Raw genomic sequence first — 11,802 nt, 5'->3', positions numbered from 1 at the left:
GGTGCCATCCCGGCGCGGGCCGGGGAGGGGACTAGTCTTGGCGCATGACGACACGAGCCAATGAACTCACCGCCTTGGTCACTGGGGCCACCGCCGGGCTCGGTGCGGAATTCGCCCGCCAACTCGCCGAAGCCGGCCACCACCTGGTCCTGGTAGCCCGCGACGAAGAACGCCTGAAGGAAACGGCAGAAGAGCTTGAACGCGACTTCAGTATCTCGGCGGAGGTCCTGTCCGCGGACCTGACCACCGACGTCGGGGTTTCGGCAGTGGCGGACCGGTTGCGGGACGCTGGCCGTCCGGTGGACGTGCTGGTCAACAACGCCGGCATCGGGTTGTTGAAGTCATTCGAAAGGAACGGCCTGGATGAGGAACGGCGACACCTTCGGCTGCACGTCCAGACACCCATGGAGCTGTGCCACGCTGCGCTCGAAGTGATGCTGGCACGGGGGAAGGGCCGGATCATCAACGTCGCCAGCGTGGCAGCGTTCGCCAACAGGGGCACCTACTCTGCTGCCAAGGCCTGGCAAGTGACGTTCAGCCGGTGGGCCAACATCACCTACGCGAAATCCGGAGTGCAGGTCACCGCGGTTTGCCCGGGTTTCACCCACACCGAGTTCCACGATCGCATGGGCATGGATAAGTCCGTGGCTCCCCGATTCCTGTGGCTCACAGCCGAACGAGTGGTGCGCGAAGGGCTGGAGGACAACGCCGAAGGCAGAGGCGTTTCCATACCGACGCGCAGGTACAAGGTGGTCAGCTTCTTCGCCCGCATCCTGCCAGCCAAGCTCACGTCCGGCCCACCTCGTCGGCCACTGGAGCCATCGACGTAAAACCCGGTCCGATGGTGTTCACTTGATCGGTTCCGGGCCTTAGGCTGGGGCTGGAATGTGGCACCGGGCGCGGCTGCCGCACTGGGGCTACAGCAGCGTGGTCCCGCATGCAGGCCTCACGAAGGTCTTGTTTGCCCGCGTATGATGCCGTGTCCGAAGCGGGTAGCGGCATGGGCGAATCGGCTCCAATGGGGGGCAAGGGGCGGCGCGGAACGCACGACGGCGGTGCCGTCGCCATGGCGGACAGCGACATGGAACTGGTCCTGCAGGTCCGTTCGGGGGACAAAGCTGCGTTCGAGACGCTCTATGGGCGGCACCATTCCATTGCCCAAACGGTGGCCGCAGCGCAACTGGACAACTTCGCTGACGTGGACGATGTTGTGGCTGACGCTTTCGCCTCTGTTTACCAGGCCCTGGCCGCGGGGAAGGGACCTGATACCTTTTTCCGCGCGTACCTTCTGACCGCGGTCCGGCGAACGGCCCACCTCATGAACAGGGCGGCGACCCGTACGCGCCCAACATCTGAGTCTTACGTGTTGGATTCGGCAATTGCCCATGATGATCCAGCCCTGGCTGCGTTCGAATCAACAGCGGTGGCCCAGGCGTTCCGCTCTCTTCCTGCCCGTTGGCAGGAAGTCCTTTGGTACGTGGACATCGAGGGGCTGAAGCCCGCTGCAGTTTCGCCGCTGCTTGGCCTGACTCCCAATGGAGTCTCCTCCCTTGCCCTCCGCGCACGGGAACGCCTGCGCCAGGCCTACCTTCAGAACCACATCAGGTCCTCGGCAGGGGAAGACTGCGAGGAATACTCAACCCAGTTGGGCGCGTACTCCCGGGACGGGCTGAACCGGAAGAGCCAGGACAGGGTTCAGGCACATCTTGAGAACTGCCCCAAGTGCACTGCCTTGCTCCTGGATCTCAATGACGTCCAGTCAGCCATGCGGGCTGTGGTCTTCCCGTTGGTCGCAGGTGCAGCGTTTACCTCCGTCTTTCCAGCTCTCGCAGGGGCGGGCACCGGCGCCGGGGCAGGCGCCGGCTTGGTGCACGGCGTGCCGCACAAGGAGATGGCCTTCTTCTTGAAAGTGGGCGCAGGTGTGCTGGCCGTCGCGGCAGTGACGGTGGGCGCGGCCGTGGCGTTTGGAGGTGGAGGACCAGCCGCGGTGGGCCCGCCTGTGGCGGAGGCGTACCCTACCTCTGGTGGGCAAGTTTCCCATGGCACAGATCCGCCCGGCCCTGGAGCCGGGGAAGACGAGGAGTCCGAACTACCGGGCCGCGATGAGCCGTCAAACGGAGGGATCGAGAAGCCAGCCTTGTTTCCCTTTCCCATGCCCACGAAAACAGCACCCATCGGGTTCCCAAAGCCCGCGCCGTCCCCGACGCAACCACTATTTCCGACGTTCGCACCCACAGGGCCACCGACCTTCCCGGCCCTGGTGCCGACTCCGGGCCCAACCCTTGCTCCAGGCCCAACGTCAACGCCGAGTCCTTCCGCAACGCCAGTCCCCCCTCCGCCGCAAACCCCCACGGCCACGCCCACCCCTACCGCCACCGACGCACCAACACCGGAGCCCGCAGTGACGGCGACGTTCACGGCAGAACCGGGTACCACGGCCTCGGATACCAATGTCTCCATCACCTTCCACCTGCAGGGAGGGACTGTGCCGGCCGCCGCCGAGGTGGTGTTCACGATTTCTGCCGGCGCGGACATGATTCCAGGAAAATTGATCGAACCGCCAGGCTGGAACTGCTCGTCAGATGACGCGGCCACCAGGCAATTCCGCTGCACCAGCACCGCTGTGGACCCGGAGGCCCTGGAGTTCCTGCTCGGCGTCTCCAAAGTGGACGACGCGGGGACCACCACGATGTACTACGAGTTCAGCGGCACAGGCATTGAGACGGCAACATTCTCCAACACCTTCTAAGCGACACGTTCGGAGGTGACTGGCTTCAGGTGCGGGGGACCGGGTTAATCTGCGGTCCCTGCGGAACGCTCCTCCGCGGTGCCCGAACCAACACGGCCACCGCGATGCCCACCACCGCTCCCACGAACGTCTCGATGGCACGCTCCATCACCAGCACGCCTGGATCCATGGGTGCCGCAAGCTGGGCGATGAGCAGGATCACGGGAGTGAAGAACACCATGGCCCATCCGTAATGCCGCGCCATGAACAGCTCGGTGGGGAACTGGCACACCACCACCAGCACGGCGAGGACCACTGCGGTCTGACCAGGGAAGTACTGAAGCGGCGATAGCGGACCGGGGAAAAGTACGACGGCGACCACCGCCAACCCGAGGAACGTCCCCACAATGCGGTGGATGCCCCGGTGGACTCGGCTGGGGAGGTCGGCGCCGGCGAGTGGAACGGCTGCGGCAGCCATGGCCCAGTGCGGGTGGCCACTGCCGCTCAGGACACCGATGGCCCCGGCGGCACTTACCGCGAGGGAATAGCGCGCAGCATGGACCAGCGCTGCCTGACGCAGCGGGCCGCGGAGGACGGGAACATCGCGGGCAGCGCCAGCCTCCCACGCGCGGTGCCGGAACCAGCCGGCGAAGCCAACCAGCAAGGAAAAGCCGGCGGATGCAGCCCCGATGAGTACCGCCGTCGTCCAGGGAACATTGGTGGGCACGGACGCGCAGGCGCCCAATGCGAGGATGCCGAAGAACGGTCCTATGGGCCTGAGGCGCACGGCGTCCGCATAGAGGGAACCGGCGCCGGCGAACACGGTGGCCACGAGGACCAACCACCAGGAGTGGATGTGGTTGACGGACAGGAACACGCCGATGGAAAGCCCACCCACCAGGAACAGGGCCGCTTGGGACTGGTGCTTGAGCCTGAGCTGATGTGCCTCGTTGCGCCCGTACATCCCGGTCAGAGCACCAAACACGGCGTACATCATGAGGTCCGGGCGGCCGATGAGGATAAGGAACAGTCCCGGCACCGCGACACTGAGGGCAACACGTACAGCCGAGAGGCGATCGTTGTTGGCAGGGCCCAGCCGGTGTAGTTCGCGGGCATGGGCGATGATTGCGGGCACGGGGAAACACCACCAATCATCGAGGGACTCCCTTGAAAATTATCAGGATGACCAGCACCCCGCCATTAGCCCGGTCACAAGCCGTAGCGGGATAGGGCACACGCACCCCGCATGGTCTGGGAAGATCGAGGTATGCCCGTCGCTTTCGTCTGCCGCACCCGCTCCGCCATGCCGCCGCAGGAGTTGTTCGATCTCGCCCGCAACATTGACGCCCACGTGGGGTCCATGACCAAGAGCCGCGAGAAGGCCGTGGACGGTGTCACCACTGGTTTGATCTCCGAAGGTGAGACTGTCACCTGGCAGGCGTGGCACCTTGGCGTCCGGTTCCGCATGACCAGCCGCATCACGCGGATGGAGGCACCGGCGTCGTTCTCGGACGAACAGGTGAAGGGCCCCTTCAAGTACCTCCGCCACACGCACGAGTTCCGGCCCGACGGAAGCGGGACACTCATGGTGGACACTGTGGAGTTTGCCGCACCGTTCGGTCCGTTGGGCCGATGGGTGGAGAAGCTGGTGCTGGCCCGCTACCTGCAGAACCTGATCGAAGTACGCAACGAATTCCTGGTGGCCCAAGCACCTCCAGCGCTGGATAGCCGGCCATGATCAGGCTCGCGCATGCGGACGATCTCCTGATTTTGCAGGACATCGAGCGTGCCGCGGGCCAGGCTTTCCGGGCATTGGGGATGGACTCCATCGCCGAGGACGAGCCCCTCTCCGTCGAGGAGCTGAACCACTATGCCGTAGCTGGCCGGGCATGGGTGTTCGTGGACGGGCTCGACTATCCAGTGGCTTATCTCCTGGCGGACATCGTGGATGGAGCCGGCCACGTTGAGCAAGTCAGTGTCCACCCCGACTATGCCCACCAGGGCCTGGGCCGCGAACTGCTGCACGCGGCGCGGGTATGGTCCAGGGGACATGGGATGCATCGGCAAACCCTCAGCACTTTCCGGGATGTGCCGTGGAACGCCCCGTACTACCGTCGGCTTGGGTTCGAAGTGCTCGACGCCGGCACCTGGGGGCCCGAGCTGGCCCGCCTCATGGAGCACGAAGCCGGGTTGGGCTTGACCCGCTGGCCACGAGTAGCGATGTGGCGCCCGGCGGTACCGCCGAAGTAGGGCAGGAAACTTTCGTACCGTGGTTACACTTGCCGGGCTGCCGGACATTAACCGGGTATGAGCTTGCAAACGCATCTGGGGGATCGCGTGGACGTGAAAAGACAAAAGCGGTTTACGGCGGCCCATGCAGCCTGTCACGACGCCGTGTACCGCTACTTTCGTCGCCGAACCACGAATCCTTCCACGGCGGAAGACCTATGCGCCGAGGTCTTTCGGATCACGTGGGAGAAGTCCGCGCATGAGGACCAAGACCTCTCGGCCATGGTCCTCTTCGGCATCGCCCATAACGTATTGCGCAATCACATGAGGTCCTCGGCACGTTCCGCCAACCTTTTGTCTTCCCTTTTCATGGAGCGCATGGACTTGGGCCAAGACCACGGAACCGACGCAGATGCGTCCGTCCGGGATGCCTTGGACCAGCTCAAGCCGGACGACCGCGAGGTCCTACTGCTCACGTACTGGGACGGATTCACCTCGAGCGAGGTATCCGACCTCCTCAACACCTCGGCCACCGCCGTACGGATGCGCCTTCACCGTGCCAGGAAAGCGCTCGGCCACCTGCTCCAGCGCGAACGAGAGTCACAGGAGTCCCAACGATGAAAGAGCTTTCCGCAAAGGATGTGGACCGCCTGCTCGCTGCCGACCCTGCCTCGGATGTCACAGAGTCCGAGTTGGAACGGAGCCGGGCCAGAAGCCTGTCATTCCAGGACTCGGACCTGACCCACATCTTTGCCGGCGGTTCCGGGATCGGCCGCCAGCGGAGGGCCGTGAGGCGCCGCCGCTGGGTCGGCGGCATAGTGGTGGCCGCCGCGGTGGTGGGGGCCACAGTCCTTGTTCCCGCCATCCTTCAGTCACCGCCCTCCACTCCGCCGGCGGCAATAGAGCTGCCGGCTGGTACGGGGACCGGGGCAGCAACTCCGACGCCCACCGCCGCGCAACTTCCGCCGGCCGGGCCGTTCCATGACATGTTCGTCTCCGCGGACGAAGTGCTGGTGGTTGAAGCATTGCCCACCGGGAGCATGCAGCAACTCGGCATCGAACCGGTCAACGTCAGGCAGGTGTTGAAGGGCTCAAGTGCTGTGGGAACCACCTCGGTTGACGTGTCTGCAGCTGACGACAGGATCAGCGGAACGCTGCTTTGGCGGGATTCCCAGAAGGAAGCACCCATGACGTTCCTCGGCTTCTTTGCCCGGGGTGGTGACGGCGGTCTGCAGTTGATGAACACAGCACACTCACTGCTGCGGGTTCAAAATATCCGTACCTCCACCACAGTAAATCCGGTCACGGATGAGCCCGTCGACATCGGCGATGACCTGCGTGCACGCATAAATGTCGCACCCATGGGGGATGTTCCGGTATCGACATACGAAGGAAACCGTTCAGGAGGGGTGGCTCCCGATGTCGTCAAGGGAACGGAGGGCACGGGAGGATCAAGGGAAGGGGTGGTCCGTGGGCACATGTCCGTTGCCGGGGCCTGCTTCACCTTTGAGAACAGTGCCGAGAAGGTGTACCTGCGCTGGCCCACCGGATTCACAGCGGCCATCAGGTCGCTGCCCGTGGATGCCGAGGGCCGCGTTTACGCTAATGCAGCGGTGCAGGCGGACACTCCGGTCATTCTTAATGAGTGGGGCTTCATTTACATGACCGACCTTGAACCGCGGCCCCAAGTGTCCGGCGAATTGACCACGGAGACCGCTTCCTGCGCTGGCGAGACGCTGCGGGTCTTCGAAGTCACCCCCGAGCTTCCAGGGGCCAGCCCGTTCCAGAAGAAGCACGGAGTTGCGCTGCCACGGCCCTAGCGCGCCACGAGTTCAACCTCGAAGCTTCTATGAGGTCCGCGCCCGTTCCACATCTGCCGCGCTCGCCGGGTCGCCCACAGTGCGCAAGCCCTCGATGACCCCGGCCACGTCTGCGGCGCTCCGGTTCTGGCTGAGCTTCGTCTTCGCCTCCACCCGGGTGATCACAAGTTCGACGCCGACAATCGCCTTCAGCTGCCCGGCGATGAACCGCTCGGGTGCTTCGTCCACAGTCCAAGGCTGCGGCATCGCGGCTTCGTGCTGGTGTGACAGGCGGCGCACGTGCCGGGCCAGCCATTCGGCGTCGTCATGGATCACCAGCTCGCCGTAGACGTGGGCGGTGGAATAGTTCCAGGTCGGCACCACCCGGCCGTGCTCGGCTTTCGAGGCATACCAGGAGGGCGAGATGTAGGCGTCGTTGCCCTGCACGATCATGAGTGCCTCACCGGTAACGGGCGAGGACCACTGCGTATTGTTGCGGGCCATGTGGGCGTGCAGGGCACCGTGGTCACCTATCGATGGCTCGTAGACAAACGGTAGGAGCGTGGCGAGCAGTTCATCCTCCGACATGGTCACGAGGTTTGCGGCACCGGCGTCCTGGAGCAGCGCCTCCACGGCTTCGGCGGAGGGGGCAAAGTGTGCGGGTGTGTACATGGCTTCCTACTTCCTGAGCCTGACGCGGACAGCGGCACCGGCGCAGACGATGACAGCGAGGCCACCCACTACGGTGGTCCACGTCATCGGCTCGCCCAGGAGAAGGGCGGCCCACGCGATGGTCATGACGGGTTGGACGAGCTGGATCTGGCTGACCTGCGCCATGGGCCCGATGGCCAGGCCCCGGTACCAGGCGAAGAAGCCGAGGAACATGCTCACTACACCCAGGTACGCGAAGGACAACCATTGGACGGGCGTAGCGTTCGGCATGCCGGAGTCCAAAGACAACAGAGTCAGCACGATCATCGCTGGCGCAGCCACCACCAGTGCCCACGAGATGGTTTGCCATGAGCCGAGTTCGCGGGCCAGCAATCCTCCCTCTGCGTAGCCAATGGCTGCAGCAAGGACCGCTCCGAGCAGCAGGAGGTCGGCCCAATGCAGGGAGCCGAAACCACCGGCTTGAACCAGCGCGAAAACAAGCGCGGCCACAACACCCACGGCCGTAAGGATCCAGAAGAGCAGGCGTGGACGTTCCCGTCCCCGGATGACCGCCGCGGTAGCCGTGGCTGCGGGTAGTAGCGCGATCACCACGGCGCCATGGCTGGCAGAGGTGCTGGTGAGGGCGAAGGTGGTGAGCAAAGGGAACCCGGCCACAATTCCGCCGGCCACCACGGCCAGTCGGATCCACTGGCGGCCCTGTGGAAAACGCTGCCGGGTCAGGGCCAGTGCCAGCGCCGCAAGGATGGCTGCCACAACGGCCCTGCCCGCTCCGATGAACAGGGGAGACATTCCCTCCACAGCCACGCGGGTGAGCGGCACGGTGAAGGAGAAGGCAACAACGCCGAGGAGGCCCCACCAGATTCCGATCGATGTCGGAGTGGATACCACTGGCCGCGAAAGAGTAGTAGCGCTACTATTGTGACTCATGAACAACGATAGCAGTTCCCTCATCGTCTCGCGAGTAAAGGAATGGATCGCAGGGGCGGCCCCGGGAGCTAAACTGCCATCTACCCGGCAACTCGTAACTGAACACAAGGCAAGCCCGGTCACCGTTCAAAAGGCCCTGCGGACGCTCACAGCCCAGGGTTTGATCGAGAGCCGCCCGGGCGTCGGGACATTCGTCCGGGCGTACCGCACGGCACGGCCTTCGGACTACGGCTGGCAAACAGCCGCTCTGAGGGCAGCCAAGGCCGCGCGTCCACTGAATTCAGCCGCCATGCGCAGCGCCTCCAACGACGTCATCGCGTTCCACTCAGGCTACCCGGCCCGCGAATTGCTTCCCGAACGGCTCGTACGTGCGGCGCTGACGCGGTCTGCCCGCGGAGACGCTGCCCTTTCAAGACCGCCGGCGCAAGGCATTCCCGAGCTGCAATCATGGTTCGCGCAAGAGCTCAGCACCTCAACGCCAGTGGGCGTCACGCCGCCCCAGCCGAGCGACGTCGTCGTACTTCCCGGCAGCCAGAGCGGACTCAGCTCGATCTTCCGAGGTCTGGTGGGGCACGGCCAGCCCCTGCTGGTGGAGTCCCCCAGTTACTGGGGCGCGCTGCTGGCCGCCGGCCAGGCCGGCGTGAATGTCATCCCTGTCCCCAGCGGCCCGGAAGGCCCCGATCCCGACGAGCTGGACAGGGCCTTTGCGGAATCCGGGGCACGCCTGTTCTACGCCCAACCCAACTTCGCGAACCCCACAGGTGCGCAGTGGTCGGCAGAACGCGGCGAGGAGGTCCTGCGGATCGTCCAGCGACACGGCGCTTTCCTTGTGGAGGACGACTGGGCCCACGACTTCGGCATCACCGCCCCGTCCGTTCCGATCGCAGCCAAGGACGATTCCGGCCACGTGGTCTATATCCGCTCGCTGACCAAGAGTGTCTCGCCATCCGTCCGCGTGGCCGCGATCATCGCCCGTGGTCCGGCGCGCGAACGCATCATGGGCGCGCAGGCCGCGGAGTCGATGTACGTTAGCGGACTGCTTCAGGCGGCGGCGCTCGACGTCGTCACGCAACCGGGGTGGCAGACCCACCTTCGCGGTCTCAGCCATCAGCTGCAATCACGCCGCGACCTCCTGGTCACCAGCCTGCGGGAGCACGTGCCGCAGGCGCACCTCAGCCATCTGCCCAAAGGCGGCCTTAACTTGTGGTTGCGGATGCCGGACGGGTTCGACGTCGAGCAACTCACCAGGGATTGCGAGGCGGCCGGGGTGCTCATTGCCGCCGGCACGGAGTGGTTCCCCGCTGAACCGGAGGGCCCGTACATCAGGCTCAATTACGCGGGACCCAACCCGGGCGCCTTTCCGGAGGGTGCACGGATCATCGGTGAGGCAGTCAAAGGCTTGCTGCAGGCCTGAGCCGCGGGCGCCGTCGAACCCCACTTAACAGCCGTAGCCACCAGCACCAAGGAGAGCGCCTTGGGGTTGGTGGCTACGGTGGGCGGCAAGCTGCCGCGAACTATCTGAATCGCTGCGCAGAAGTTGCAGGCAAAGAGTTCCTAAGCGGGTGTCAGGTCCTTGTTGCCTTTGCCAAACACGGCATCATCGATTGGCTGGCCGTCGAACGGCATCTCGTCCAGGTTGATGAGCGGGTTGGTGTCCTGCGTTGCTACGAGCTCGCGTGCTTCAGCCTGGGTGTCCACGCTGGGCATGGAGCCCGGCAGGGGGCGCTGGGCCGATTCGCGCAGGAAGTAGATGGCGATCGCACCGATGATGGACGTACCCATCAGGTAGTACGCCGGCATCATGTCATCGCCGGTGCCCTCAATGAGTCCCTGGACGATGAACGGCGTGGTTCCGCCGAAGATCGCCACAGAGAAGTTGTAAGCGATACCCATGCCGCCATAGCGGCTGGACGTCGGGAACAGCGCCGGCAGGGCCGAAGCCAGGTTGGCGATGTAGAACGTCACTGGGAAAGCGATCAGCGCAAGGCCGGCCAGTGTGGACCAGATGTCGCCAATGCCGATCAGAAGGAAGGCAGGCACCGAGAACACGATGGTGCTGCCTGCGCCTACCCACAAGACGGGGCGGCGGCCGATACGGTCCGAGAGCTTGCCGGTCAGCGGGATGCATACGGCCATGATCACCAGGACCGGGATGGTCAGCAGGGTGCCGTGGACGGGGTCGTAGCCCTTGGAATCCGTCAGGTACGTGGGCATGTACGAGGTCAGCGCGTAACCAACGGTGTTGGCTGCGGCCGCGAGGATCATGGCCAGCACGATCTGGCGCCAGTAGGCCTTGATGATGCCAATGGGTCCCTTGGCGACAGCTGCATCCTGGGATGCGGCGTCCTTGGCGGAGGCCTCCTGGGCGTCAAGGGTTGCCTGGAACTGGGGAGATTCCTCGATCTTGCTACGGAAGTACACGGCGATAAGGCCCAGCGGACCAGCGATCAGGAACGGAATCCTCCAACCCCATTCCTCCATGGCTGCCTGTCCGAGCGTGAGCTGCAGGACCGAAACCAAGGCGGCGCCGAGGGCGAAGCCGATGTAGCTGCCCATATCGAGGAAGCTGGCGAAGTAGCCGCGGCGCTTGTCCGGGGCGTACTCGCTGACGAACGTTGTGGCACCGGCGTACTCGCCACCGGTGGAGAAGCCCTGGATGAGCTTCAGGATCACCAGCAACGCGGCGGCCCAGATGCCAATCTGCGCGTAACCGGGAAGGAGGCCGACGGCGAACGTACTTGCCGCCATCAGCATCAGTGTTGCTGCGAGGACCTTCTGGCGGCCCACCTTGTCGCCGAGCCAACCGAATACGACGCCGCCGAGGGGGCGCGCGATGAAGGTTGCGGCGAAGGTGCCCAGAAGGAAGAGTGTCTGGACGGACTTGTCTGCTTCCGGCAGGAAGACAGGGCCCATGGTGGTGATGAGGTAGCCGAACACGCCGACGTCGTACCACTCCATGGTGTTGCCGACGATCGTGCCGCCGAGTGCTTTGCGCAGCATCGGCTTGTTCACCACGTTAACGTCGGACTCTTTGAGCCGGCGCTTCGGGCGAAGCTTCGTTTTCTTCGTTGCGTTCTTTACTGCGTTTGCGGCGCCCGTGGGGGCTGCCGGTTCCTGGTTTCCGGTGGCGTTCCTTGCGCCATCCGGAGAGACGGACTTGCTTTGGTCTATGGGCATTTGGGCTTCTCCTAGGGAGGTCATTTGCTTGCGACTTCTGCTGCCCCGCTCTGGGCAGGGTTTCAATTTTACGCGTTTTGGGCCGAAAACCCGAGTTGAGATCGGATTTTTGGGCCAAATGAGGGTGCAAATTGCCTAGCTGTGTTGCATCTCATTACCCGCTCTTGCCCTGCAATCAAGCGGAACGTGGCCGGTTTTTGCCCCGGTGAGCACGTTGTTACCAAATTGTTTAGCTGAGCCCACTTAACGGGGCGGATTCGGGCCTAAAAG

General features: G+C 64.4%; 11 protein-coding genes. 7 read left to right on the top strand and 4 right to left on the bottom strand.

Going from position 1 to position 11,802, the window contains the following annotated elements; translation table 11 throughout:
* The first annotated feature begins 44 nt into the window (after positions 1-44).
* Both ACSSVG_RS08685 and ACSSVG_RS08680 read left to right on the top strand, forming a co-directional pair.
* Positions 45-830, top strand: coding sequence for an SDR family NAD(P)-dependent oxidoreductase (locus ACSSVG_RS08685; RefSeq protein ID WP_492418438.1), 786 nt, complete (start codon positions 45-47; stop codon positions 828-830).
* A 149-nt stretch (positions 831-979) separates the two neighbouring features.
* The gene (locus ACSSVG_RS08680; protein WP_492418436.1) at positions 980-2,749 is read left to right on the top strand and encodes a sigma-70 family RNA polymerase sigma factor; all 1,770 of its coding nucleotides are present in this window, start codon (positions 980-982) and stop codon (positions 2,747-2,749) included.
* Positions 2,750-2,774: 25 nt separating this feature from the next.
* Here ACSSVG_RS08680 and ACSSVG_RS08675 read toward each other — a convergent pair whose 3' ends face one another.
* Positions 2,775-3,863, bottom strand: a complete 1,089-nt coding sequence (locus ACSSVG_RS08675; RefSeq protein WP_492418434.1) for an FUSC family protein — start codon at positions 3,861-3,863, stop codon at positions 2,775-2,777.
* Between the two features lie 132 nt (positions 3,864-3,995).
* On the opposite strand from ACSSVG_RS08675, the gene ACSSVG_RS08670 reads away from it, so the two are divergent.
* From ACSSVG_RS08670 to ACSSVG_RS08655, 4 genes are read left to right on the top strand one after another with little or no spacing between them, the layout of a single operon-like run.
* Complete coding sequence (locus tag ACSSVG_RS08670) at positions 3,996-4,466, top strand: SRPBCC family protein (protein WP_492418433.1); 471 nt, start codon at positions 3,996-3,998, stop codon at positions 4,464-4,466.
* The gene (locus ACSSVG_RS08665) at positions 4,463-4,978 is read left to right on the top strand and encodes a GNAT family N-acetyltransferase (protein ID WP_231342809.1); all 516 of its coding nucleotides are present in this window, start codon (positions 4,463-4,465) and stop codon (positions 4,976-4,978) included. Before ACSSVG_RS08670 ends, ACSSVG_RS08665 begins: the two co-directional genes overlap by 4 nt.
* A gap of 57 nt (positions 4,979-5,035) precedes the next feature.
* Positions 5,036-5,578, top strand: a complete 543-nt coding sequence (locus tag ACSSVG_RS08660) for an RNA polymerase sigma factor (RefSeq protein ID WP_492418431.1) — start codon at positions 5,036-5,038, stop codon at positions 5,576-5,578.
* Entirely contained in the window at positions 5,575-6,777 is a 1,203-nt protein-coding gene (locus ACSSVG_RS08655; RefSeq protein WP_253465751.1) for a hypothetical protein, read from the top strand. Before ACSSVG_RS08660 ends, ACSSVG_RS08655 begins: the two co-directional genes overlap by 4 nt.
* A gap of 27 nt (positions 6,778-6,804) precedes the next feature.
* Here the strand turns inward: ACSSVG_RS08655 and ACSSVG_RS08650 are convergent, their stop codons facing one another.
* Positions 6,805-7,428, bottom strand: a complete 624-nt coding sequence (locus ACSSVG_RS08650; RefSeq protein WP_492418429.1) for an FMN-binding negative transcriptional regulator — start codon at positions 7,426-7,428, stop codon at positions 6,805-6,807.
* Between the two features lie 6 nt (positions 7,429-7,434).
* Complete coding sequence (locus tag ACSSVG_RS08645; protein ID WP_492418427.1) at positions 7,435-8,355, bottom strand: DMT family transporter; 921 nt, start codon at positions 8,353-8,355, stop codon at positions 7,435-7,437.
* Here ACSSVG_RS08645 and ACSSVG_RS08640 point away from each other — a divergent pair.
* Entirely contained in the window at positions 8,354-9,769 is a 1,416-nt protein-coding gene (locus tag ACSSVG_RS08640) for an aminotransferase-like domain-containing protein (RefSeq protein ID WP_253465754.1), read from the top strand. The two genes, ACSSVG_RS08645 and ACSSVG_RS08640, sit on opposite strands and share 2 nt — an antisense overlap.
* 140 nt (positions 9,770-9,909) lie before the next feature.
* Here the strand turns inward: ACSSVG_RS08640 and ACSSVG_RS08635 are convergent, their stop codons facing one another.
* Positions 9,910-11,532, bottom strand: a complete 1,623-nt coding sequence (locus ACSSVG_RS08635; protein WP_231342798.1) for an MFS transporter — start codon at positions 11,530-11,532, stop codon at positions 9,910-9,912.
* Between the last annotated feature and the right edge of the window lie 270 nt (positions 11,533-11,802).

Source organism: Paenarthrobacter sp. E2MeOHC11 (genome assembly GCF_058744955.1).
The sequence above is the reverse complement of the archived record's forward strand: the minus strand, read 5'-3'. Positions and strand labels throughout refer to the sequence as shown.

Coding starts and splice junctions, on each gene's coding strand:
- ACSSVG_RS08685 (WP_492418438.1), top strand. CDS start 45: ATGACGACACGAGCCAATGAACTCACCGCCTTGGTCACTGGGGCCACC.
- ACSSVG_RS08670 (WP_492418433.1), top strand. CDS start 3,996: ATGCCCGTCGCTTTCGTCTGCCGCACCCGCTCCGCCATGCCGCCGCAG.
- ACSSVG_RS08665 (WP_231342809.1), top strand. CDS start 4,463: ATGATCAGGCTCGCGCATGCGGACGATCTCCTGATTTTGCAGGACATC.
- ACSSVG_RS08660 (WP_492418431.1), top strand. CDS start 5,036: ATGAGCTTGCAAACGCATCTGGGGGATCGCGTGGACGTGAAAAGACAA.
- ACSSVG_RS08655 (WP_253465751.1), top strand. CDS start 5,575: ATGAAAGAGCTTTCCGCAAAGGATGTGGACCGCCTGCTCGCTGCCGAC.
- ACSSVG_RS08650 (WP_492418429.1), bottom strand. CDS start 7,428: ATGTACACACCCGCACACTTTGCCCCCTCCGCCGAAGCCGTGGAGGCG.
- ACSSVG_RS08640 (WP_253465754.1), top strand. CDS start 8,354: ATGAACAACGATAGCAGTTCCCTCATCGTCTCGCGAGTAAAGGAATGG.
- ACSSVG_RS08645 (WP_492418427.1), bottom strand. CDS start 8,355: ATGAGTCACAATAGTAGCGCTACTACTCTTTCGCGGCCAGTGGTATCC.
- ACSSVG_RS08635 (WP_231342798.1), bottom strand. CDS start 11,532: ATGCCCATAGACCAAAGCAAGTCCGTCTCTCCGGATGGCGCAAGGAAC.